Origin of the sequence: Mixta mediterraneensis (assembly GCF_030283135.1) — a bacterium.
Classification (GTDB): domain Bacteria; phylum Pseudomonadota; class Gammaproteobacteria; order Enterobacterales; family Enterobacteriaceae; genus Pantoea; species Pantoea mediterraneensis.
In genome coordinates, this window is the sequence record NZ_JASUAZ010000002.1 from 49,176 (window position 1) to 73,588 (window position 24,413).

Genomic DNA, 24,413 nt, shown 5'->3' on the forward strand with positions numbered 1-24,413 from the left:
TTGATTCAGGTCAACACCTGGCCAGATTCCAAATGTTATACCAACGCTTCAACTTAAATTATTTACTGCGTTGGCAAGAGCTGATGCATTGCCGTGGAGGCTCAATCATGATTACCGGAATCCAGATTACTCAAACCAATAATTCAGCGCTCCTCAACTCTTTCTGGTTGCTGGACGAGGAGAAAGCAGAAGCGCGCTGTTTGTGCGCAAAAGCGGGTTATAAGGAAGATCAGATTGTAGCGATAAAAGAGTTAGGCGAATTTGCGTATCGTGAAGTGCCGTTAGAAATGAAACCACAGGTACGTGTAGAAGGTGGCCAGCATTTAAACGTGAACGTATTGAGCCGTGAGACCCTTGAGGACGCAGTTAAACATCCAGAGAACTATCCGCAACTGACCATCCGCGTTTCTGGTTACGCTGTGCGTTTTAATGCGCTGACACCGGAACAGCAGCGTGACGTAATTACCCGCACTTTTACAGAAAGCATGTAACATAAAAGGTGTCAGATGCATTTGAAAGTCTGCTGAAAAAAAGACAAGACTTGCGCAGCATATTTTTTCAATTTAATTAAGCAGATATATCTATACCGTGAAAATCTAACCAGCACCTGTTTACACTTTCGGCAGTTAGCGCTTCACGTTATGCTTAATGCGCTATTAACTCACGCTGAAATAAAAAAATCGCCCCGCAACAGGCGATTTTTTTGCATGACTGATTATTTATCCTGCTTTATCGGAGGATGTCGCCGCACCGCTTGGCTTGCGGCGTTTACCGATATTTTTCGTGTCGCGGTGACGCTTTTTCACCCGTGGTTTTTCAGATTCTTTTTCTTTCTTTTCTGACCGCTTCGCAAGGGCTTTTTTCGAGGGTTTACCGGTCACTTTAGCGCTGGGTGCACGCGTTGAAGGGCGCAGTTCATCAATGGTACGAACTTTTATTGGCTCGTTGACGTACCGGGTAATCTTACCCAGTAATATGTGGTCGTGTGATTCAACCAGTGATATAGCCGTGCCTTTACGTCCAGCACGTGCGGTACGGCCAATACGGTGCAAATACGTGTCTGCGGTACGAGGCATATCGAAGTTAAACACGTGGCTGACATCATCAACGTCAATACCGCGCGCTGCCACATCGGTGGCCACCAATACGTTTACTCGCCCATCGATCAGGCGTTTTAGCGCTTCATTACGCTTTGCCTGCACCATTTCGCCTTCAAGATAGCTGCTACGAATCCCCGCCTCGTGCAGCCAACTGACCAATTCATGCAGGCGCTCGCGCTTACGTACAAAAACAATTGAACGCGTTGCTTCTGGCTGCTTCAGCAAATGGACTAACAGTTTGGTCTTGTGCTCCAGATCGTCAGCACGGTAATACCATTGTTGAATTTTTTTACGCTCGCGGCGGCTTGGATCAGCCTCAAGTTCGACCGGCTCATTCAGCAAACGCTCAGCGAAACTTTTAATATTCTCGCCTTCCAGCGTCGCGGAAAACAGGAGTGTCTGTTTGCGCCAGCGCGTCTCGCCCGCGATAGTTTCAATATCCTGTGCAAACCCCATATCTAACATGCGGTCTGCTTCATCAAGGATCAGCGTTTCCACTGCGCGGCAGTCAAAGTTTTCTTCTTTGATGTACTGCAGTAAACGGCCAGTAGTTGCAACAACCACATCCTGGTTCTCACTGAACACTTCGGCATGGTTCATATAGGCAACCCCGCCGGTGATAGTCGCGATGTCGAGATGCGTATGTTTCGCCAGTTCGCGCGCCTGGTCGGCTACCTGCATAGCAAGTTCACGCGTTGGCGTTAAAATCAAAATACGCGGCGGGCCTGATTTTTTGCGTGGAAAGTCGAGCAAATGTTGCAACGCCGGTAACAGATACGCAGCGGTTTTCCCTGTCCCGGTAGGTGCCGAACCCAACACGTCGCGGCCCTCCAGCGCGGGCGGAATGGCAGCGGCCTGGATCGCCGTCGGGCGAACGAAGCCTTTCTCCTGCAGCGCTTCTAGCAGGCTTTCATCGAGTTCGAGTTCGGAAAATGTGGTTACGGTCATGGTCTACCTCAGTTTGGGGCGCTGATTATAGACAGATCAGACATAATCTTCATCTGTTAATCCACATCCGCAGCATCGGGCATCGTCTGTCGCGTGAATTCAAGACCACGCCACGTTACACTGATGCGCTGTTGTACGGCAGAAAAAATGAATGGTAGCAGAGAATGATGCAGGACAAGCCGCACGGCCGGCCACAGTTAAAGAAGAATGGTTTTACTTTTAAGCAGTTTTTTGTCGCGCACGATCGCTGTGCGATGAAAGTTGGCACCGACGGCATTTTATTAGGGGCGTGGGCGCCTGTCGCCAATGTAAAACGCATTTTAGATATTGGCTGTGGAAGCGGATTAATTGCGTTAATGCTGGCTCAACGCACGGCAGAAACGGTGCAGATCGATGCAGTTGAACTGGATGCGCAAGCCGCCCAGCAGGCATTTGAAAACGTGCAGCAATCGCCCTGGCCAACGCGTATTCATATTCACCAGCAGGATATTGCCACCTGGGCAGAAAATAACGAGCAGCGTTATTCATTGATTGTCAGTAATCCTCCTTATTTTACGCCCGGCGTAGCCTGCTCCAGTCCTGAACGTGATAGCGCGCGTTCTACTTCTACGCTCGACCATCAAACCTTGTTGAGCAGCGCAGCGCTATTAATTGAAGAAGAAGGATTTTTTTGTATCGCGCTGCCTGAAACGGTAGGGCAGGCGTTTATTGAGCTGGCGTTAGCGGCGGGATGGCATTTACGTTTCCGCTTTGATGTGGCGGAATATGCGAATCGCCTGCCTCATCGCGTACTGTTAGGTTTTTCACCCAGCGCAGGAGAAACAGTGCTGGAGCGTCTCGCCATCCGCGCTGAGGATACCCGCTATTCAGAAAACTGGTGCAGCCTGACGCGCGATTTTTACCTGTTCATGTGATGATCAGGGATCAAGATCGTCGGTAACGCTTCCGGCAATAAATCGGGATAGTCACGGGTGAAGTGCAAACCGCGGCTCTCTTTTCGTTCCAGCGCACAACGCACCATTAACTCAGCAACCTGAACCAGGTTGCGCAATTCCAGTAAGTTATTGGACAGACGGAAGTGGGCGTAATACTCATCAATTTCTTGCTGTAGCAGTTTAATGCGACGCAGCGCTCGTTCGAGACGCTTAGTCGTCCGCACGATGCCCATATAATCCCACATAAACAGCCGTAACTCATGCCAGTTATGTTGAATCACAACCCGCTCATCCGCATCATCTACACGGCTTTCATCCCAGATGGGCAACATTTCAACCGCTTCTGTGTCAGGTAGCGTATGGATTAAATCTTCAGCCGCTGACCAGCCATAAACTAAACATTCCAGCAAGGAGTTCGATGCCATGCGATTAGCACCGTGCAAGCCGGTATAGCTCACCTCGCCAATCGCATATAAGCCTTTCACATCAGTACGCCCTTGCTGATCAACCACGACGCCGCCGCAGGTGTAATGTGCTGCGGGAACAATGGGGATCGCATCTTTGGTCAGATCAAAACCAAAGGTCAGCAACTTTTCGTAAATAGTTGGAAAATGAGCGCGAATAAATTCCCTGGGCTGGTGGCTAATATCCAGATACATACAGTCCATACCCAGCCGTTTCATCTCATGATCGATAGCGCGGGCCACTATATCACGCGGCGCTAATTCACCTCGCCCATCAAAATCAGGCATAAAGCGCGTGCCATCAAGCCGAACCAGCCACGCTCCCTCACCGCGCAGCGCCTCTGTTAACAGGAAGTTTTGCGCTTGTGGATGAAATAAGCAGGTCGGATGGAACTGATTAAATTCAAGATTGGCAACACGACAGCCCGCGCGCCAGGCCATTGCAATGCCATCGCCGGACGCAATATCGGGATTGGTGGTGTATTGATAAACTTTTGCCGCACCGCCCGTTGCCAGCACCACCGCCCGTGCGCAGCAGGTTTCAACTTGTTCACGATTACGGTTCCAGATCCACGCGCCAACTACTCGACGTGGGCCAGGTAAACCGAGCTTGTCAGAAAGAATCAGATCAACCGCGTTGGTGCGTTCGAGAATGCGAATATTGGGATGATTTAAGGCCAGGCTAACTAAGGTGGTTTCAACTTCACGCCCGGTAGCATCAGCGCTGTGCAGAATACGACGATGGCTATGGCCGCCTTCTCGCGTCAGGTGATAACGCATTTCACCCGCGGCCTGCGGATCAAGATCAAAGGCCACGCCACTGTCAATCAGCCATTGCACGCAGTGTCGGGCATTGCTGGCGATAAACGACACTGTTTCCCGATCACATAAACCGGCTCCGGCGATCAATGTGTCTTCAATATGTGAATCGATGCTGTCGGTTTCATCAAAAACTGCCGCGATGCCACCCTGCGCATATAACGTTGATCCTTCGTTAACCTGTGCTTTGCTCAATACGATGACCTGATAATGCTGAGCTAATCGTAACGCCAGCGACAATCCTGCTGCGCCGCTGCCTACAATCATGACATCGCACTGATAATCAGGAAGTGAATTCATTTTCATAATGTTTAATTTACTAAACAAGAATGGGTCGAGCATAAGCGCTACACGTAATTCTGTGAAGTATTTTGAACAAATAATCGACACGGGAGAGTGCTTTTTTTGAAAATGATTTTTATTTCAGTAAGTTAAATTCGAGCGGCTTAAGCAAGCTTTTTAAGCCACGCTTATTTGCGGGTAAGGATTTAAAGATGAAAAAGCCGTTGTCATGAGTTACTCTGCCAGCGATTCAGGCTCTGTGATAGTGAACGATAACAAACAGGCTGTTTTACCTGCAGCGGAGCGGTAAAACTCAGGGCGATAAGTGAACTTAACGCCACATCGCAACTCTAAGTGCATGCTTGCTCAGAACAATGAGATGTGCTGGCAGTTCCTTTACGCATTAGAAATGAATTTGGGGAGATATTACCTCGGATGAGCGAGCAGTTAACGGATCAGATCCTCGTTGAACGGGTTCAGAAAGGAGATCAAAAGGCTTTCAATTTACTGGTGATTCGTTACCAGCATAAAGTGGCGAGCCTGGTTTCACGCTATGTTCCGTCGGGCGATGTACCTGACGTAGTTCAGGAGTCTTTCATTAAAGCTTACCGCGCGCTGGATTCGTTCCGTGGCGATAGCGCTTTTTATACCTGGCTTTATCGAATTGCGGTCAATACCGCTAAAAATTATCTGGTTGCGCAGGGGCGTCGTCCGCCATCAAGCGATGTGGATGCGATTGATGCGGAAAATTTCGAAAGTGCGGGTGCACTAAAAGAAATTTCGAACCCTGAGAACTTAATGTTGTCAGAAGAACTGAAACAAATCGTCTTTCGTACCATTGAGGCGCTTCCTGAAGATTTGCGTATGGCAATCACTCTCAGGGAACTGGACGGGCTGAGTTACGAAGAAATTGCCGCCATCATGGATTGCCCGGTAGGTACTGTTCGTTCACGTATCTTCCGTGCACGAGAGGCTATTGATAATAAAGTTCAACCGCTTATCCAACGTCAGTGATAACGGCTACTGGAAGGGTATTTAGGCATGCAGAAAGAAAAACTTTCCGCTTTAATGGATGGTGAGACGCTTGATAACGAGCTTTTTTCCGCGTTATCAAAAGATGCAGAGCTGCAGAAAAGCTGGGAAAGCTATCATTTGATCCGCGATACCCTGCGCGGCGATGTTGGCGATACTTTGCATTTCGATATTTCTGCGCGCGTAGCTGCTGCCATCGAACAAGAACCGCTGCGTAAAGTCACTACGCTGATTCCTGAAGCGCAGCCAGAACCGTCTCGCTGGGAAAAAATGCCATTCTGGCGTAAAGCGCGGCCCTGGGCAGCGCAACTGACGCAGGTTGGCGTTGCGGCTTGTGTTTCCCTGGCGGTCATCGTTGGTGTTCAGCATTACAATCAACCTAACGGCAGTAAGGTTGAATCCTCGGATTCTCCGGTTTTTAATACCTTGCCAATGATGGGAAAAGCATCGCCAGTGAGTTTAGGCGTACCCTCTGATGCTTTTGATACCAACAGCGCGAATCAGCAGGTTCAGGAGCAGCGTCGTCGTGTAAACGCTATGCTGCAGGATTATGAACTTCAGCGCCGTTTACATGCTGATCAATTGCAGTTTGAATCAGATGTGCCTAAACAAGCGCAGGCAGATGTTCCCGGCAATCAGTCCTTAGGAATTCAACAGCAGTAATGAAGCAGCTTTGGTGCGCCGTTAGCCTGCTGGCAGGCAGCCTGCTTTGGTCCTCTACCGCCCCGGCGCAAACATCTGCGTCTGGGGCGTTGTTACAGCAGATGGAGCAGGCAAGCCAGAACCTCAATTACGAATTTGCTTACATCAATATTTCCCGTATTGGCATTGAATCGCTGCGTTATCGCCACGCTGTGGTTGATAAACGGGTATTTGCACAATTGTTGCAGATGGATGGTCCACGCCGTGAAGTTATTCAGCGTGGCAGCGATATTAGCTATTTTGAACCCGGTCTCGACCCTTTCTCATTGCCTGGCAACCATATTATTGATGCACTGCCGTCAGTGATTTTTGCCAACTTCGCAAAACTTGCCAGTACTTACGACTTTATTACCGTTGGGCGTTCCCGTATTGCCGATCAGATGTGCGATGTGCTGCGCATTGTATCGCGCGATGGCACCCGCTATAGCTATGTTGTGTGGCTGGATGTAGATACTAAACTACCGCTGCGTATTGATTTATTGGATCGCGATGGTGAAACGCTTGAGCAATTCAGAGTAATCAGTTTTGCCGTTGATGAAGGCGTGCGCAACTTAATGCAGGGCTTAGAAAAAGCCAATCTGCCGCCCACCTTATCGGTGCCAAAAGACGACAAGATCACGCTAACCTGGCAACCAGGTTGGTTACCCGCTGGCATGTCATTAGTGTCTCAAAATCGTCGCGATATTCCGACCATGAACAAAAGTATGGAGACGCGCCTTTACAGCGATGGCTTGTTTAGTTTTGCGATTAACATTACCCCGGCGGATAAAAGCAGCACTACACAGACATTGCGCACTGGACGTCGTACCGTACAAACGGTTTTGCGTAATAATAATGAAATTACGGTCGTTGGTGAGTTACCCCCCTCGACAGCAAAACGCATTGCGGACAGCATCGATTTAAGGTCACAAAAATGATGAGAGAGTGGGCCACCGTGGTGGCATGGCAGGATGGCATTGCTACGCTGCATACCGAAGCGAAAACTTCCTGCAACAGCTGCTCGGCGCGCAAAGGCTGTGGCAGCCATATGCTGAATAAGCTTGGCCCAAAAGACGCGCATGTAATGCAGATTGCCAGCAGCAAGCCATTGGCGCCCGGTCAGCGTATTGAGCTGGGTATCAAAGAAAGCAGCCTGCTTGGTTCGGCGTTACTGGTTTATATGACGCCGCTGTTTGGCCTGTTTCTGTTTGCTGGCATTTTTCAGGCATTTTTCCATAGCGATCTGGCAGCAGCCTGTGGTGCGTTGTTAGGTGGTATAGGTGGATTTATTGTCGCGAAAGGCGTATCGATGAAATTTGGCGATCGCGAAACCTTCCAGCCGGTCATTCTCAACGTCGCTTTACCACCTGATGCGCTGCGCGTTGAAAGCGAAGCGTAATTCTCACTCAGGCCGCGCTGTGATTGTGGCCTTCGTTATGTTCCCTTCTCGCTACAAACTGTTGTGATTCCACTACGTTCCATTCTTTTATGCGCGGCATTAACAGTGTAATATGCGTCGTCATTAATGAGGCTGACAGGATTGTGGGTAAAGAGCGATCTTCCTGAATGTGTCTGTGCTCAGGTTTTCAACTGATTTTCTACGTGAAGATATTCATATAAATGAAGCACATCCGAAATTTCTCCATCATCGCGCACATTGACCACGGCAAATCGACGCTCTCTGACCGCTTGATTCAAATTTGTGGTGGCTTAACCGATCGCGAAATGGCTGCGCAGGTTCTGGATTCTATGGATCTGGAACGTGAGCGTGGTATTACCATTAAAGCGCAAAGCGTTACTCTCGATTATAAAGCGTTAAACGGCGAAACTTACCAGCTCAATTTCATTGATACCCCTGGACATGTGGACTTCTCTTATGAAGTTTCACGATCACTGGCTGCCTGCGAAGGAGCATTGCTGGTGGTGGATGCCGGACAGGGCGTAGAAGCGCAAACCCTGGCAAACTGCTATACAGCGATTGAGATGGATCTGGAAGTAGTGCCGGTCCTGAACAAAATTGACCTGCCGGCTGCTGACCCTGATCGGGCAGCCCAGGAAATCGAAGATATTGTCGGTATTGATGCGACTGATGCAGTGCGTTGCTCGGCAAAAACTGGCGTTGGCGTGCCGGAGGTGCTGGAGCGCCTGGTGCGCGACATTCCCGCACCAGAAGGCGATCCTGAAGCACCGCTTCAGGCATTAATTATTGATTCATGGTTCGATAACTATCTCGGTGTGGTGTCGTTGGTACGTATTAAAAACGGCACTATGCGTAAGGGTGACAAGATTAAAGTGCTCAGTACTGGTCAGGTGTATAACGCCGATCGGCTGGGTATTTTCACACCCAAGCAGGTTGATCGCACGCAATTGAACTGCGGCGAAGTAGGTTGGTTGGTCTGTGCGATTAAAGATATTCTCGGCGCACCAGTAGGGGATACTTTAACCGGCGCGCGTAATCCGGCAGATAAAGCCTTGCCGGGCTTCAAAAAAGTGAAGCCACAAGTTTACGCCGGTTTGTTCCCGGTCAGTTCTGATGATTACGAAGCCTTCCGTGATGCGCTGGGTAAGCTGAGCCTGAACGATGCTTCCCTGTTCTACGAGCCAGAAAGCTCCACTGCGCTGGGCTTTGGCTTCCGTTGTGGCTTCCTTGGTCTGTTGCACATGGAAATCATTCAGGAGCGTCTGGAGCGTGAATATGATCTTGATCTGATCACCACCGCACCTACGGTTGTTTACGAAGTGGAAACCACCAGCGGCGAAGTCATCTATGTTGACAGCCCGTCTAAACTGCCGCCGCTAAACGATATTGAAGAACTGCGTGAGCCAATCGCTGAATGTCACATGTTGCTGCCGCAGGAATATTTGGGCAACGTCATCACGCTTTGTATTGAGAAGCGCGGCGTGCAAACCAATATGGTTTATCACGGCAATCAGGTCGCTCTGACCTATGATATTCCGATGGCCGAAGTGGTGCTCGACTTCTTTGATCGTCTTAAATCAACGTCGCGCGGTTATGCTTCTTTGGATTACAACTTTAAATGTTTTCAAGCCTCTGACATGGTGCGCGTTGACGTTCTGATTAACTCTGAACGTGTTGATGCGCTGGCGTTGATTACCCACCGTGAAAATGCGCCTTATCGTGGCCGTGACCTGGTTGAGAAGATGAAAGAGCTCATTCCACGTCAGCAATTCGATATTGCAATTCAGGCGGCAATCGGCAACCACATTATTGCTCGTTCAACGGTTAAACAGTTGCGTAAAAACGTTCTCGCCAAGTGTTATGGCGGTGATGTTAGCCGTAAAAAGAAACTGTTGCAGAAACAGAAAGAAGGTAAGAAGCGAATGAAGCAGGTCGGTAACGTTGAGCTGCCGCAGGAAGCATTCCTTGCCATTCTGCATGTCGGTAAGGACAGCAAATAAGGACGCACAATGGCTAATATGTTCGCTCTGATTCTGGCGATAGCAACACTGATTACAGGCATTATCTGGTGTATTGATCGGTTTAAATGGGCACCTGCACGTCGCGCCCAACAAGCCGCAGCGCAGGCGCAGGCAGGCAGCACGCTAGACAGCAAAACGCTGGCAAAAGTGTCGCCTCAGCCAGGCTGGATTGAAACGGCAGCATCGGTTTTTCCGGTGCTTGCAGTGGTGTTCATCGTGCGTTCGTTTATCTACGAGCCATTCCAGATCCCTTCTGGATCAATGATGCCCACGCTGCTCATTGGCGATTTTATCCTGGTTGAGAAGTTTGCTTACGGCATTAAAGATCCGATCACCCAAACCACGTTAATTCCAACGGGTCAGCCGAAGCGCGGTGATATTGCGGTATTCAAATATCCGAAAGATCCAAGTCTGGACTACATTAAGCGTGTGATTGGTTTGCCAGGCGATAAAGTCACCTATGATCCGTACAGCAAAACGCTGACGGTGAATCCGGGCTGCAACCAGGGCAAAGCCTGTGTTACCGCCTTGCCGGTAACGTATACCGATGTGCAGCCAAGCAGCTTCATTCAGACCTTCAGCGGTTTCGATGGTAATGAAAGCGGTAGCGGTTTTTACCAGGTTCCGCAGGGGGAAACCATGCGCGGCGGTTTGCGTCTGGGTACGCGTAAGGAAACGATTGGCAATGTAACCCACGACATTCTGCTGGTGAATGAAGCGCAAAGTCAGGCTGGCATGTACTATCAACAGCCGGGCCAGCCGCAGGCAAGCTGGGTAGTGCCGCAAGGGCAATATTTCATGATGGGCGATAACCGGGATAATAGCGCCGACAGCCGCTACTGGGGCTTTGTTCCGGAACGGAATCTGGTCGGAAAAGCGGTTGCTATCTGGATGAGCTTTGATAAACAAGAAGGTCAGTGGCCGACCGGCGTTCGCCTGAGTCGAATTGGCGGCATTCACTGACAGTAAACGCCTGATCGCAAGGCAACCGGGTGACCTCCTGCTGGAGGTCACTGCACACCAAACAGAATGTGTTGGAAACTCAGCCCTGTTTGGTATGCAGAGTCACAGACGCAAAAAAGAACTGGAATCGCATGAACCCCATCTTGATTAACAAGCTTCAGCGCAAACTGGGCTACACTTTTACTCATCCGGAACTATTACAGCAAGCGCTTACACACCGTAGCGCCAGCAGTAAACACAACGAGCGACTTGAATTTCTCGGCGATTCTATTCTCAGCTATGTGATTGCAAATGCACTTTATCACCGTTTCCCCCGGGTGGATGAAGGGGACATGAGCCGCATGCGCGCCACGCTGGTTCGTGGCAATACGTTGGCTGAAATGGCGCGCGAGTTTGATTTAGGTGAATGCCTGCGTTTAGGTCCGGGCGAATTGAAAAGCGGCGGTTTTCGTCGTGAATCTATCCTGGCGGATACGGTAGAGGCGCTGATTGGCGGCATCTTCCTTGACAGTAGTATCCAGACGGTGGAACAACTGATCCTTGACTGGTATCAGACGCGCCTTGACGAAATCAGTCCGGGCGATAAGCAAAAAGATCCCAAAACGCGCCTGCAGGAGTATCTGCAAGGTCGCCATTTACCGTTACCAGGTTATTTAGTGGTACAGGTACGCGGCGAAGCGCACGATCAGGAATTCACCATTCATTGTCAAGTGAGTGGCATGGCTGAACCGGTGGTGGGCGTAGGCTCCAGCCGCCGTAAAGCAGAACAAGCAGCTGCTGAACAGGCACTGATTAAGTTAGGACTCGAATGAGCGAACATGTTACCTATTGCGGCTTTGTCGCAATTGTCGGCCGACCCAACGTCGGCAAATCCACTTTACTGAACCAGTTGCTGGGTCAGAAAGTATCGATCACCTCGCGTAAACCACAAACTACGCGCCATCGTATTATGGGGATCCATACTGAAGGCGAATATCAGGCGATCTACGTTGATACGCCTGGCCTGCATATGGAAGAGAAGCGTGCGATTAACCGCCTGATGAACCGTGCAGCCAGCAGCTCCATTGGCGACGTTGAGCTGGTGATTTTTGTTGTGGAAGGCACCCGCTGGACGCCCGATGACGAAATGGTGTTAGGCAAGCTGCGCGACGGCAAAGTGCCGGTGGTGCTAGCCGTCAATAAAGTGGATAACATTCAGGATAAAACTATCCTGCTTCCGCATTTGCAGTTTCTTAGTCAGCAGATGAATTTCCTCGATATTGTGCCGATCTCTGCCGAAAGCGGTAAAAATGTTGATACGATTGCGGCAGTCACGCGCAAGCATTTAAAGCAGGCTGAGCACCACTTCCCCGAAGATTATATTACCGATCGTTCGCAGCGCTTTATGGCGTCTGAAATTATTCGTGAGAAACTGATGCGTTTTCTCGGCGCTGAATTGCCTTATTCGGTTACCGTGGAAATTGAACGCTTCGTGACTAACGAGCGCGGAGGTTATGACATCAACGGCCTGATTCTGGTTGAGCGTGAAGGCCAGAAGAAGATGGTGATAGGCAATAAAGGCGCCAAGATCAAAACCATCGGCATTGAAGCCCGTAAAGATATGGAAGAGATGTTTGAGGCAAAAGTGCATCTTGAACTGTGGGTGAAGGTGAAATCCGGTTGGGCAGATGACGAACGTGCGCTGCGTAGCCTGGGTTATGTAGACGATCTCTGATTCGATGGAAGGCTGGCAACGCGCCTTTGTGCTGCATAGTCGCCCTTTCAGCGAAACCAGCCTGCTGCTCGACCTGTTTAGTGAAAGTCAGGGGCGGGTGCGGGTCCTTGCTAAAGGCGCACGCTCCCGACGTTCACAGCTCAAAGGTGCGCTTCAGCCCTTCACACCTTTGTTAGTGCGCTGGAGCGGGCGCGGCGAGGTTAAAACCCTGCGCAATGCTGAGGCGGTATCGCTGGCTTTACCGCTGCATGGCATCACGCTTTACTGTGGCCTGTACGTCAATGAACTGTTGTCACGCGTACTGGAGCAGGAAATCCCTTTCTCCGATCTCTTCTTCGATTATCTTCATTGTCTTCAGGATCTGGCGGCCAGCAGTGGATCACCGGAACCGGCATTGCGTCGCTTTGAGCTGGCGATGCTGGGCCATCTTGGTTATGGCATCGATTTTCTGCACTGCGCCGGCAGCGGCGCGCCTGTTGACGATGCCATGACCTACAGCTATCGCGAAGAAAAGGGATTCATCGCCAGTGTGGTGGTAAACCAGCGTAGCTTTACCGGCCGCCAGCTACGTGCGCTATGGGAGCGAGACTTTCCAGATGCCGACTGCTTACGCGCTGCTAAGCGCTTTACCCGCATGGCGTTAAAGCCGTATCTTGGTGGCAAGCCGCTAAAAAGCCAGGAACTGTTTCGGCAGTTTATACCTAAAAAAAAGCCGGATGCGGCAAAGGATTAGCGCTAGTCGTACCGCATGTGATTACCCGCACGGTACACTCATTATTTCGACCTAAAAGAGTTGAGGATTGTCATGGCTGAGTTACTGTTAGGGGTCAACATTGACCATATCGCCACGGTGCGTAACGCGCGCGGCACGTATTATCCCGACCCGGTGCAGGCAGCATTTATTGCCGAGCAGGCAGGTGCCGATGGCATCACCGTACATTTGCGTGAGGATCGCCGTCATATTACCGATCGCGACGTGCGTATCCTGCGCGATACCATCCAGACGCGCATGAATCTGGAAATGGCCGTGACTGACGAAATGATTGGCATTGCCTGCGAAATCAAACCCCATTTCTGCTGTCTGGTGCCAGAAAAGCGCCAGGAAGTGACGACTGAAGGCGGGCTGGATGTGGCCGGGCAGCAGGACAAACTCAACGCCGCAGTCAGGCTGCTGAGTGAGGCCGGAATTTTGGTTTCGCTGTTTATCGATGCCGATCATCGTCAAATTGAAGCAGCCGTTGCCAGCGGCGCACCCTATATTGAAATTCATACCGGTGCCTACGCTGAAGCGCCAGAAGGTTTAGCACGTGACGCGGCATTTGAACGCATCCGTAAAGCGGCGAGTTTTGCCAACAGTCTGGGTTTGAAAGTGAATGCCGGACACGGCCTGACGTATCACAATGTGTTACCCATTGCAGCGTTACCGGAAATGCATGAACTGAACATTGGTCACGCCATTATTGGCCGTGCTGTGATGTGCGGCCTGTCTGATGCCGTTAAAGAGATGAAGCAGCTGATGCGAGAAGCACGCCGCTAATGGCTATTCTTGGGCTAGGCACTGACATCGTAGAAATCGAACGCATCGCTGGCGTGCTCGAACGCTCCGGCGATCGTTTAGCGCGTCGGGTCCTGAGTGAGGCCGAATGGCAACAATATCAGGCTCACCAGCAGCCGGTACGTTTCCTGGCGAAGCGGTTTGCAGTAAAAGAAGCTGCAGCGAAGGCTTTTGGCACCGGGATTCGTGGTGGTCTGGCGTTTAACCAGTTTGAAGTATTTAATGACGAGCTGGGGAAACCGGGGCTTCGTTTTTTCCAGCATGCTGCTGATGTCGCGCAGCAGTTAGGGGTAAAAACCGTTCATGTTACGCTGGCAGATGAGCGGCATTATGCTTGCGCCACGGTCATTATCGAAAGTTAACCTTAACCGTGCAGCTCGACAAATTTCTCCCACAGCGCATCGCGTGATTCGATGTGCTGTGGATCGATGATAATGGTGGTATCAATGGGGCAGACGCTTTGACAGGTCGGCGCAGCATAATGCCCGATACACTCCGTGCAGCGGCTGGTATCAATTTCATAAAGCCTGTCACCCAGCGAAATAGCCTGATTTGGGCATTCCGGCTCACACATATCGCAATTTATACATTTGGCCGTAATTAACAGCGCCATAAAATCCTCTGATAACAACAGAAAAAGCGCGGGTATTATACGCGCAGAAACTGCTCAGACCAGCTTTTTCACCAGGGCTTCGCTGTGGCGGATATGGCTCGACGCACGTTCGGGATCATTTTGTATCAGCGCCATAAACAGCAGATCGGTTAACGCCAGTTGCGCAGTGGTAGATGAAATTGCGGCGCTACGCGTGCTTTGCTCTTCCGCCACGGTATAAAGACAGTGTGTTGCACGCTGTTGCAGGGTATTTGGTGTGAAGCCGGTAAAGGCTAACACGCTTGCGCCAACGCTTGCCGCTTCCTGGGCCGCCAGATTAATCTCGCGCCGCTCGCCGGTGTATGAGATCGCCAGTAATACGTCGCCGGGTCCCATCGCCTGAACGCTCGCCAGCAAGGCATGCATATCCTGCTCAGCCACCGCGTTAATACCAATTTTCATCAGCTTCCAGGAGAAGTCTTTTGCCACCAGACCTGACGCGCCAATGCCAACCAGCAGGATGCGCCGGGCGTTTTTCAGCAGCAGCAAGACGTCATTGAGTTTTTTTTCGCTGTTAATATCCAGTGTCGCCCGAATAGCGGAAAGCTTTTCGGTCAGTAATTTCTCACCTACGGTTTTCAGCGGATCGTCACTTAATATGTGGTTGTGCACGGTAATCGCATCCTTGTCTGCCAGCGATTCACTCAAGGCTAATTTCAGCGCCGGAAAGCCTTTGTAACCGAGCTTCTGGGCAAACTTCACGACGCCAGACTGGCTAATCCCGGCTTCTTCTGCCAGCTTCTGTGAACTCAGATGCCGCGCCCTGTCCGGCTGCGATAGCAAAAAATCGGCCAGGCGGCGCTCATTTAGCGCCAGGCGGGGATAAAGCTGGCGAATACGCAACAAGGAGCTCATGCCCAATCCTCTTGGTTTTAATGATTATTTCGCGAAGAATAAACTATTCATTGAGCATTGTAGACACTGGAATTAAAAATGAGAGTCGTCGCCGCGTCGTCTGATGATGGCTACAATGAAGGCAGATAAGGCAAAAATCAGCGAAAAGGAGAGTGGCTTGACCAAAGGTACACAACGTCGCGTGGTGTTTTTTGACCTGGATGGTACGCTGCATCAACAGGATATGTTCGGCACCTTTATGCGTTATTTGCTACGGCGTAAACCGCTCAATTTGCTGTTAATGGTGCCGCTACTGCCGGTAGTCGGGCTGGGATTATTGCTTAAAGGCCGGGCGGCACGCTGGCCGATGAGCCTGCTGCTGTGGTCAATTACGTTTGGTCGCTCTGAACGCACCTTATTACAGCTGGAAGCGGAATTCGCGCAGTGGTTTCGCCTGCGGGTAAGGGCTTTTCCGGTGGTCCAGCAACGTTTGACCGATTATCTCAATAGCGATGATGCCGACGTCTGGTTAATTACCGGATCGCCGCAGGCGCTGGTCGAACAGGTTTATTATGATTCTGCTTTTTTGCCGCGCGTGAAACTGATCGCCAGTCAAATGCAACGTGGGGCAGGAGGGCGCATACTCGCGATGCGTTGTCTTGGTCATGAAAAAGTGGCGCAGCTGGAAGAAAAAATTGGCACGCCGCTGCAGTTGTACAGCGGTTACAGCGACAGCAAACAAGATAACCCGCTACTGTTTTTCTGTCAGCACCGCTGGAGTGTGACGCCAGGCGGTGAACTGCAACAGCTGGAATAAGCCGCTTCGAATCGGGCGAAGAGATCGCTATAATGCGCCGCTTTTCTGTAGTCGGGAGTCGCCAGGGTGGACCAACAACAACATGAATACTGGATGCGTCATGCGCTTGGGCTGGCGCGTCTGGCCTGGGAGCAGGGTGAAGTCCCGGTTGGCGCGGTGCTGGTACAGGGCGATCGCGTAATTGGTGAGGGCTGGAATCGACCGATTGGGCAACATGATCCGACTGCCCACGCCGAAATCATGGCGCTGCGACAGGGTGGAGAAGTGCTGGAGAATTATCGTCTGCTTGATACCACGCTTTATGTCACGCTGGAACCCTGCGTGATGTGTGCGGGCGCAATGGTGCATAGCCGTATCACGCGTCTGGTTTTTGGTGCGCATGACGAGAAAACCGGCGCGGCAGGCTCGCTGATAGATGTGCTGGGTCATCCAGGCATGAACCATCAAATTGAGCGGGTCAGCGGCGTACTGGCTGAAGAGTGTGCGGGCATGTTGAGTGACTTTTTCCGCATGCGGCGCGAGCAGAAAAAAGCGCAGCGTCAGGCCCTGCGCGAGCTTTAATTCATTGCAATTTTTGGCTCAACCGCCGGATAACCTCTGCCCAGCTCTGCTTCTAACGCTGCCTGCCGGGCAATACGCTTATCCTGTTCCTGCAAATATCCCACCAGGCTTATCTGATATTTACGGATATTTTCAACATAGTTATAGGCTTCGTGGCCGCGTGCGTAGCCGTAAGTCGTCTGCGTGTAATAACGCTTCTGGCTTAGCATCGGTAAGCGCAGCTTTACATCGGCCCAGCTGTCTGGATTGCTGCCTTGCCTGGCGGTGAGCTTGCGCGCATCCAGCATATGCGCATAACCCATGTTATACGCCGCCAGCGCAAACCAAATGCGCTCCTCTTCAGGAATGGTTGGCGGCACTTTTTCCATCATACGCTGTAAATATTCGCTGCCGCCGCGAATGCTTTGTTCGGCATCGGTACGATCAGCAACCTTCAGGCTATCGGCGGTATTTCGCGTCAACATCATCATACCGCGCACGCCGGTAGGCGAAGTGGCTTGCGGATTCCAGTGCGATTCCTGATAAGAAATAGCGGCTAATAAGCGCCAGTCTATGCCGCTGGCATATTTTTCAAACAGCGGTTTGATGTCCGGTAAGGTGCTGTCGATAGCACGTAAAAAAGTACGAGTATCAACATAATCGAAAGTGCCTACGTGACCGAGGTATTTCTCATCCAGTCGTGCCATCGCCCCTTCTTCGCCCATACCATTAAAGAAATCGAGCATCGCAGCATTCAGGCTGCCATCTTCACTGTGGGGCAGATACCAGGTCACAGGTTCTTCATCGGTCACGTCAAAAGCCACCGCCAGCTGCGGATGAATACGCTGGAGCAGCGCAATCGTCACTGAATCGCCAATGGTATAATCAAGTTTGTCATCGGCCACTGCTTCCAGTAGCGCTTTTGGGTTCTGATCGGTAGAGATAGCCCAATCGAGATTAGAATACTGTTTAGATTTGGCATTTTTTAATGTCGATAAATAGGCTGAGCCCGAGGCAACCGTTAACCGCCCATTCAAATCACCAAGGTTTTTAGGGCGTGGTTTGTTCACGCGATACACCAGCTGCTGCGACACATTGTAGTAACCTGGCCCGGTTTGATAACGCGCCAGACGTTCGCTGTTGTAGATCAGTCCTGCAGCCAGCAAATCCGCTTTGCCATCATCAAGGTCGTCAAACAGGTCGCTGAGATTAGGACGGACAGTGATTTTCAGCTTTACGCCCAGATAATCGGCGAAGCGCTTCGCCAGCTCATAATCCATCCCGGCTGGAGATTTATTGATGGTGTAGTAAGTCAGCGGGGAATTAATGGTGCTGATACGCAACACTCCCCGTGATTTAATCCGTGAGATCGCGTCTTGTCCGCCGCCATACCAGGGGATGGACGGCCATAAAGCCAGTGCTAACAGTACGGCAACCAGACCGATAAACAGATAATTAAATTTAAAGCGTTTCAAATAGTTATCTCTCGATGGCTCTAAGGCCCCTGTCTTTTACAGGCAATATTGATCTTTTTTGAACTCCCAGAGCGAGGGGCATTTTGCGCAACAAAGCGAAGCAGAGCAACTCATAAAGCAATTTCTGTGCAAAATTCAGGCAAATCCGGGGGGCCATAAATTTTGCGCAAACGGTTTCGTCGCGAGTGCTGTTTCTCTATAATACGCCCCGTTTTCCCTGTTGCGCCCAATGAAGCGTCGCCCGGCGCTTCGAAGACGAGAGATCTTTAATGATGGAAATTCTGCGTGGTTCGCCCGCCCTGTCGGCTTTTCGTGTAAACAAACTGCTGACCCGCTTTCAGGAAGCTCATCTACCGGTGAGTGATATTTACGCTGAGTACGTCCATTTTGCCGATGTCAGCACGCCGCTGAGCGCCGATGAAAAAGCCCGCCTGCAGCGCCTGCTTAAATACGGTCCTTCTCTCGCTGAATACGCGCCGCAAGGGCGTCTGCTGCTGGTTACGCCACGTCCAGGCACCCTTTCGCCCTGGTCATCAAAAGCGACCGACATCGCCCATAACTGTGGTTTACCACAGGTGCGTCGCCTTGAGCGCGGTATGGCCTTCTATATTGATGCACCACAGCTAACGGACGCGCAGTGGCAAACCCTGGCCGCATTACTGCATGATCGCATGGTGGAAACCGTGTATAGCGATCTGGCACAGGCTGAACAGCTGTTTATCCGTCATGAGCCGCAGCCGGTAAAAAGTATTGATATATTGCGTGAAGGTCGTCAGGCATTGGTTCAGGCAAACATCAGCCTGGGCCTGGCATTAGCTGAAGACGAAATTGACTATCTGCTCGATGCCTTCACCAAACTGGGTCGCAACCCGAATGACATCGAACTGTACATGTTCGCGCAGGCCAACTCAGAACACTGTCGTCACAAGATTTTTAACGCCGACTGGATTATCGATGGTGAAAAACAGCCGAAGTCGCTGTTCAAAATGATCAAAAACACCTTTGAGCAGACGCCAGATTACGTGCTGTCCGCTTATAAAGACAATGCCGCAGTGATGGAAGGTTCTGAAGTCGGCCGCTTCTTCGCTGACGCGGATAAAGGTGAATATGCATACCATCAGGAAGCCGCACATATCCTGATGAAAGTCGAAACGCATAACCATCCAACCGCAATTTCCCCGTGGCCTGGGGCAGCAACCGGTTCCGGTGGCGAAATTCGTGACGAAGGTGCAACCGGACGTGGCGCCAAACCGAAAGCCGGTTTAGTGGGCTTCTCCGTCTCTAACCTGCGTATTCCCGGCTTCGGGCAGCCGTGGGAAGAGGATTTCGGCAAGCCTGAACGTATTGTTAGCGCACTGGACATCATGACCGAAGGGCCTTTAGGCGGCGCAGCGTTTAACAACGAATTTGGTCGCCCGGCGTTAAACGGCTATTTCCGGACTTATGAAGAGCGGGTTAACAGCCATAACGGTGAGGAGCTGCGCGGTTATCACAAACCGATCATGCTGGCGGGGGGCATTGGTAATATCCGTGCCGATCACGTACAGAAAGGGGAAATCAGCGTCGGGGCCAGGCTAATTGTGCTGGGTGGACCGGCGATGAATATTGGGCTGGGCGGCGGCGCGGCGTCGTCTATGGCATCCGGTCAGTCTGACGCCGATCTTGATTTTGCATCAGTACAACGTGACAACCCTGAAATGGAACGTCGTTGCCAGGAAGTGATCGACCGCTGCTGGCAGCTCGGTGATGACAACCCCATTTTATTTATCCATGACGTTGGCGCGGGCGGGCTTTCCAATGCCATGCCAGAACTGGTCAGCGATGGTGGCCGTGGTGGTCGTTTTAACCTGCGCGATATTCTCAGCGACGAGCCAGGTATGAGCCCGCTGGAAGTGTGGTGTAACGAATCGCAAGAGCGTTATGTCATGGCTGTTTCGCCAGAAAAACTGGCTGAGTTTGATGCCATTTGCCAGCGTGAGCGTGCTCCGTATGCGGTGATTGGTGAAGCGACAGAGGCGTTGCATCTGAGCCTGACGGACAGCCATTTCGACAACAATCCAATCGACATGCCGCTGGATGTGCTGTTGGGGAAAACGCCAAAAATGACGCGTAATGTGGTGAAGCAGCGCGCACAAGGTGCGGCGTTACAGCGCGACGGTATCACATTGGCTGATGCGGTAAATCGTGTGTTGCATTTGCCAGCCGTGGCTGAAAAAACTTTCCTGGTGACCATCGGGGATCGTAGCGTTACCGGCATGGTCGCGCGCGATCAGATGGTCGGGCCGTGGCAGATTCCGGTTGCCAACTGTGCGGTCACTACTGCCAGCCTCGACAGCTATTACGGTGAAGCCTTCGCACTCGGCGAACGTGCGCCTGTTGCATTGCTGGACTTTGCCGCTTCCGGGCGCCTGGCGGTCGGTGAAGCACTCACTAACCTGGCAGCGACGCAGATCGGCTCATTAAAGCGGGTGAAGCTGTCGGCCAACTGGATGTCTGCTGCGGGCCATCCGGGTGAGGATGCTGGTTTGTATGAGGCGGTGAAAGCTGTGGGCGAAGAACTGTGTCCAGCGCTGGGTATCACTATTCCGGTGGGTAAAGACTCAATGTCGATGAAAACCCGCTGGCAGCAAGGCACCGGGCAACGCGAAATGACCTCGCCGCTGTCGCTGGTTATTACCGCATTTGCTCGTGTGGAAGATGTCCGTCGCACCGTAACGCCACAGTTACAGGCCGATCAGGAAAACTTACTGCTGCTGATCGACCTGGGTAATGGCGCGAACACGCTGGGCGCAACAGCACTGTCGCAGGTTTATCGCCAGTTAGGTGACAAACCCGCCGACGTGCGCGATGCACAACAGTTGGCTGGCTTCTTCAATGCTATCCAGGCGCTGGTGGCCGGGCAGAAACTGCTGGCGTACCACGATCGTTCAGACGGAGGTTTACTGGTAACGCTGGCAGAGATGGCGTTTACCGGTCATTGTGGCATAGACGTTGATATTGCCGCTCTGGGCAGCGATGCACTGGCCGCTTTGTTTAGCGAAGAGCTGGGCGCGGTGATCCAAATCAATGCTGCCGATCGTGCACGGGTTGAGACGGTTCTTGCTGACCATGGTTTAGCTGCATGTAGTCATGTGCTGGGCAGTGCGCAACCAGGCGATCGTTTCGTTATTCGTTCCGGCGATAGCGTGGTGTACAGCGAAAGCCGTACCACGTTGCGTACCTGGTGGGCAGAAACCACCTGGCAAATGCAGCGCCTGCGTGACAACCCCGCTTGTGCCGATCAGGAGCACGAGGCTAAGAAAAATGACAGCGATCCCGGCCTGAATGTTCATCTGACATTCAAACCGGAAGAAGACGTTGCCGCGCCAATGATTGCCTGTGGTGCGCGTCCCCGTGTTGCGGTGTTGCGTGAGCAAGGCGTCAACTCGCACGTTGAAATGGCGGCGGCCTTTGATCGCGCCGGTTTCACTGCGGTTGACGTACACATGAGCGATCTGCTGGCCGGTCGTCGCGGTCTGGAAGAGTTCCAGGCATTAGCGGCATGTGGCGGTTTCTCCTACGGAGACGTATTAGGAGCGGGGGAAGGGTGGGCGAAATCCATTCTTTTCAATCCACGCGTTCGTGATGAGTTTGAGCAATTCTTCCATCGTCCACAGACCCTGGCGCTGGGCGTGTGTAACGGCTGCCAGATGATGTCCAACCTGCGCGAATTAATTCCGGGCAGCGACTTGTGGCCGCGTTTTGTGCGTAATCAGTCAGAGCGTTTTGAAGCACGCTCTAGCCTGGTTGAAGTCGCTGCAAGCCCATCGCTGCTGTTAGAAGGCATGGTCGGTTCTTATATGCCGATCGCGGTCTCGCATGGGGAAGGTTTTGTTGAAGTGCGTGATGGTGCGCATCTTGCGGCACTGGAGGCGAAGGGACTGGTTGCGCTGCGCTTTGTTGATAACTTCAGCAAGGTGACAGAAACTTACCCGGCTAACCCGAACGGTTCACCGAATGGCATCACCGCTGTAACAAACGAAAGCGGCCGGGTGACGATCATGATGCCGCACCCGGAACGCGTGTTCCGCACGGTGAGCAACTCATGGCATCCGGCAGAGTGGGGCGAAGACAGTCCGTGGATGCGTATTTTCCGTAATGCGCGTAAGCAGCTGGGTTAAAGTTAAAAACCAGATAAAACAAGGAGGCAGCGATGCCTCCTTTTTTACGTTGGTGATTGTTGGGAAAAGACGACAATCACCTTACTTATATGTCTCTAAAAAGAGACATTTATTTGGCTGATTTTTAATGTTTTTGTTTTTTCTGGCCTTAAGTGTTGGTCATTGGCGACACTATTTCAGACCAAACGGTATAATCGGCTGCTACGCGCTGCTCTTGTTTAATCAATTTTCTGATAATAAAGGCTTTATTAAATCTGGCACGGATATTGCTATGTAACCATTACTGCTCATTCACCTGTTTATGATTGCCTGGCTTTATGGCTCAGAGCTCATAAAAATCGAATGACGCACCAAACGGAGCCTGCCGTCCACCCCACCGATAATCGTTTGCTATGCAACGTTATCAAGCATCGGACGTAACGTTGAGTTAGGCTCCACCTTATTCTTCCGCAATGCTCAGGCGTTGCGTTAACGGCAGGCCGCAGAGCCTGCCGTTTTCTTTTGTTTCACTTTCTTCCAGCGTCAGACTCCGCTAGCATCCGTTAAGCGTTTTTTTAAGGAAGCGGTTGCGTGAAAAAATGGCGTCTATTTCCCCGATCTTTGCGTCAGCTGGTACTGATGGCGTTTTTGTTGGTGCTATTACCGCTTTTGGTGCTGGCATGGCAGGCATGGGAAAGCCTTTCCGCCCTGAGCGAACAGGCCGCCGATACGAATCGCAACACCTTCACCGACGTGCGTCGTAGCGAGGCGATGGCCCGAACGGCCGTTGAGCTAGAGCGCAGCTATCGTCAATACTGTGTTTTAGACGACGCCACACTGGCGCGGCTTTATCAAACCCAACTTGCACGTTACAACCAAATGCTGGATTCGCACGCTGCCAGCCTGCCAGAACTGCCCGCCTTCCAGACGTTACAGGCTATTATGCCGCAGTTAACCCAGCTGAAATGCAAAAGCAGCAATCCGGTAATTACGGCATCGCTGGCGCTGGACCGCTTCTCTGCTACCAATGCGCAGCTTGTGCAGGATACGCGTCAGGTCGTATTCTCCCGGGGCCTGCAACTGCAACATGAGATTGCCGATCGCGGCCAGTTTTTCGGCTGGCAGGCGCTGATTTTATTTGTTATCAGCCTCGCGTTGGTACTGCTGTTTACCGGTATGATCATTGGTCCGGTTAAAAGCATTGAACGCATGATCAATCGCCTCGGTGAAGGACGCGAGCCAGGCAGCAGCATTGCGTTCCGTGGGCCGCGTGAATTGCGCTCGCTGGGCCAGCGTATCGTCTGGCTGAGCGAACGGCTGGCATGGCTGGAAACGCAACGCCACGAATTTTTACGTCACCTCTCCCATGAGCTGAAAACGCCACTCGCCAGCCTGCGGGAAGGAACCGAGCTGTTAGCCGATGAGGTGGCAGGTGCATTGAATGCCGATCAAAAAGAAGTGGTTGCGATTCTGGACAGCAGCAGTCGTCATTTACAGCAGTTGATTGAACAACTGCTCGACTATAATCGCAAGCTGACAGACAGCCCAACGCCGCTGGAAACGGTCGCGCTGGATGAGATCATCAATATGGTCGTCAGCGCCCATGCTTTGCCCGCCAGAACGAAGCTGATGCATACCGAAATTGTGCTCAACGTGAAGCACTGCCTGGCAGAGCCGATGCTGCTGATGCGGGCAATTGATAATCTCTATTCCAATGCCGTGAACTACGGCAGTGAATCCGGTAACATCTGGCTACGTAGCCAGCAGCAGGGCGAAAAGATTTGGATTGAAGTGGCGAACACTGGCACGCCAATTCCCGCTGAAGAGCAAAAAATGATTTTTGAACCCTTTTTTCAGGGTAGCCAGCAGCGTCAGGGGCCGGTTAAAGGCAGCGGGCTGGGTTTAAGCATCGCTAAAGACTGCGTTCGCCGTATGTATGGCGATCTGAGGCTGGTCGATAGTCCAGAAGCTGACGTTTGCTTTCGCATTGAACTGAACACCACAGCCGGGAATGTCTGAATA

22 protein-coding genes are annotated in these 24,413 nt (G+C 51.6%); 17 read left to right on the top strand and 5 right to left on the bottom strand.

The features are described 5' to 3' along the window. The first annotated feature begins 107 nt into the window (after positions 1–107). Positions 108–491 (top strand): autonomous glycyl radical cofactor GrcA, encoded by a 384-nt coding sequence (grcA, locus tag QRY16_RS02040; RefSeq protein ID WP_289775468.1) that lies wholly within the window; start codon positions 108–110, stop codon positions 489–491. A gap of 228 nt (positions 492–719) precedes the next feature. On the opposite strand, the gene srmB is transcribed toward grcA, so the two are convergent. Further along, positions 720–2,048 carry an ATP-dependent RNA helicase SrmB gene (gene srmB, locus QRY16_RS02045; RefSeq protein ID WP_289775469.1) on the bottom strand — a complete coding sequence of 443 codons (1,329 nt, stop codon included), beginning with the start codon at positions 2,046–2,048 and terminating at the stop codon, positions 720–722. Positions 2,049–2,212: 164 nt separating this feature from the next. Between srmB and trmN the strand changes: the two genes are divergently transcribed. Continuing rightward, positions 2,213–2,962: a tRNA(1)(Val) (adenine(37)-N(6))-methyltransferase TrmN gene (trmN, locus tag QRY16_RS02050; RefSeq protein ID WP_289775470.1), complete on the top strand. Its 750-nt coding sequence runs from the start codon at positions 2,213–2,215 to the stop codon at positions 2,960–2,962. Here trmN and nadB read toward each other — a convergent pair. Next, on the bottom strand, positions 2,947–4,608 hold the full coding sequence (nadB, locus tag QRY16_RS02055; protein WP_289775471.1) for an L-aspartate oxidase: 1,662 nt from the start codon (positions 4,606–4,608) through the stop codon (positions 2,947–2,949). The two genes, trmN and nadB, sit on opposite strands and share 16 nt — an antisense overlap. A gap of 375 nt (positions 4,609–4,983) precedes the next feature. Here nadB and rpoE point away from each other — a divergent pair, with 375 nt between their 5' ends. From rpoE to acpS, 11 genes are all read left to right on the top strand, one after another. After that, positions 4,984–5,562: an RNA polymerase sigma factor RpoE gene (gene rpoE / locus QRY16_RS02060; protein WP_193404568.1), complete on the top strand. Its 579-nt coding sequence runs from the start codon at positions 4,984–4,986 to the stop codon at positions 5,560–5,562. A gap of 27 nt (positions 5,563–5,589) precedes the next feature. Further along, positions 5,590–6,243 (top strand): anti-sigma-E factor RseA, encoded by a 654-nt coding sequence (gene rseA, locus QRY16_RS02065; RefSeq protein WP_289775472.1) that lies wholly within the window; start codon positions 5,590–5,592, stop codon positions 6,241–6,243. Further along, positions 6,243–7,199, top strand: a complete 957-nt coding sequence (gene rseB, locus QRY16_RS02070) for a sigma-E factor regulatory protein RseB (protein WP_289775473.1) — start codon at positions 6,243–6,245, stop codon at positions 7,197–7,199. The genes rseA and rseB overlap by 1 nt, the downstream gene beginning before the upstream one ends. Further along, the gene (gene rseC / locus QRY16_RS02075; RefSeq protein WP_193404571.1) at positions 7,196–7,660 is read left to right on the top strand and encodes a SoxR-reducing system protein RseC; all 465 of its coding nucleotides are present in this window, start codon (positions 7,196–7,198) and stop codon (positions 7,658–7,660) included. Before rseB ends, rseC begins: the two co-directional genes overlap by 4 nt. A 221-nt stretch (positions 7,661–7,881) precedes the next feature. After that, positions 7,882–9,681: a translation elongation factor 4 gene (lepA, locus tag QRY16_RS02080; RefSeq protein WP_289775474.1), complete on the top strand. Its 1,800-nt coding sequence runs from the start codon at positions 7,882–7,884 to the stop codon at positions 9,679–9,681. A gap of 9 nt (positions 9,682–9,690) precedes the next feature. Then, positions 9,691–10,665, top strand: a complete 975-nt coding sequence (lepB, locus tag QRY16_RS02085) for a signal peptidase I (RefSeq protein WP_289775475.1) — start codon at positions 9,691–9,693, stop codon at positions 10,663–10,665. A gap of 131 nt (positions 10,666–10,796) precedes the next feature. Next, positions 10,797–11,477: a ribonuclease III gene (gene rnc, locus QRY16_RS02090; RefSeq protein ID WP_193404574.1), complete on the top strand. Its 681-nt coding sequence runs from the start codon at positions 10,797–10,799 to the stop codon at positions 11,475–11,477. Beyond that, positions 11,474–12,379 (top strand): GTPase Era, encoded by a 906-nt coding sequence (gene era / locus QRY16_RS02095; RefSeq protein WP_289775476.1) that lies wholly within the window; start codon positions 11,474–11,476, stop codon positions 12,377–12,379. Before rnc ends, era begins: the two co-directional genes overlap by 4 nt. Before the next feature lie 4 nt (positions 12,380–12,383). Then, entirely contained in the window at positions 12,384–13,112 is a 729-nt protein-coding gene (recO, locus tag QRY16_RS02100; RefSeq protein ID WP_193404576.1) for a DNA repair protein RecO, read from the top strand. 72 nt (positions 13,113–13,184) lie between these two features. Further along, on the top strand, positions 13,185–13,916 hold the full coding sequence (gene pdxJ / locus QRY16_RS02105; RefSeq protein ID WP_289775477.1) for a pyridoxine 5'-phosphate synthase: 732 nt from the start codon (positions 13,185–13,187) through the stop codon (positions 13,914–13,916). Further along, complete coding sequence (acpS, locus tag QRY16_RS02110) at positions 13,916–14,296, top strand: holo-ACP synthase (RefSeq protein ID WP_193404578.1); 381 nt, start codon at positions 13,916–13,918, stop codon at positions 14,294–14,296. The genes pdxJ and acpS overlap by 1 nt, the downstream gene beginning before the upstream one ends. Positions 14,297–14,298: 2 nt before the next feature. On the opposite strand, the gene QRY16_RS02115 is transcribed toward acpS, so the two are convergent. Both QRY16_RS02115 and QRY16_RS02120 read right to left on the bottom strand, forming a co-directional pair. Continuing rightward, positions 14,299–14,547 (bottom strand): YfhL family 4Fe-4S dicluster ferredoxin, encoded by a 249-nt coding sequence (locus QRY16_RS02115; protein ID WP_193404579.1) that lies wholly within the window; start codon positions 14,545–14,547, stop codon positions 14,299–14,301. A gap of 54 nt (positions 14,548–14,601) precedes the next feature. Continuing rightward, complete coding sequence (locus QRY16_RS02120) at positions 14,602–15,441, bottom strand: MurR/RpiR family transcriptional regulator (protein ID WP_289775478.1); 840 nt, start codon at positions 15,439–15,441, stop codon at positions 14,602–14,604. Positions 15,442–15,598: 157 nt separating this feature from the next. On the opposite strand from QRY16_RS02120, the gene yfhb reads away from it, so the two are divergent. Further along, positions 15,599–16,237: a phosphatidylglycerophosphatase C gene (gene yfhb / locus QRY16_RS02125; RefSeq protein ID WP_289775479.1), complete on the top strand. Its 639-nt coding sequence runs from the start codon at positions 15,599–15,601 to the stop codon at positions 16,235–16,237. Positions 16,238–16,303: 66 nt separating this feature from the next. After that, complete coding sequence (gene tadA, locus QRY16_RS02130) at positions 16,304–16,798, top strand: tRNA adenosine(34) deaminase TadA (protein ID WP_193404582.1); 495 nt, start codon at positions 16,304–16,306, stop codon at positions 16,796–16,798. Here the strand turns inward: tadA and mltF are convergent. Further along, positions 16,795–18,252 (bottom strand): membrane-bound lytic murein transglycosylase MltF, encoded by a 1,458-nt coding sequence (gene mltF, locus QRY16_RS02135; protein ID WP_289775480.1) that lies wholly within the window; start codon positions 18,250–18,252, stop codon positions 16,795–16,797. The two genes, tadA and mltF, sit on opposite strands and share 4 nt — an antisense overlap. Before the next feature lie 269 nt (positions 18,253–18,521). Between mltF and purL the strand changes: the two genes are divergently transcribed. Beyond that, entirely contained in the window at positions 18,522–22,412 is a 3,891-nt protein-coding gene (purL, locus tag QRY16_RS02140; protein WP_289775481.1) for a phosphoribosylformylglycinamidine synthase, read from the top strand. A gap of 570 nt (positions 22,413–22,982) precedes the next feature. Next, positions 22,983–24,410 carry a sensor histidine kinase gene (locus tag QRY16_RS02145; RefSeq protein ID WP_289775482.1) on the top strand — a complete coding sequence of 476 codons (1,428 nt, stop codon included), beginning with the start codon at positions 22,983–22,985 and terminating at the stop codon, positions 24,408–24,410. The last annotated feature ends 3 nt before the right edge of the window (positions 24,411–24,413 follow it).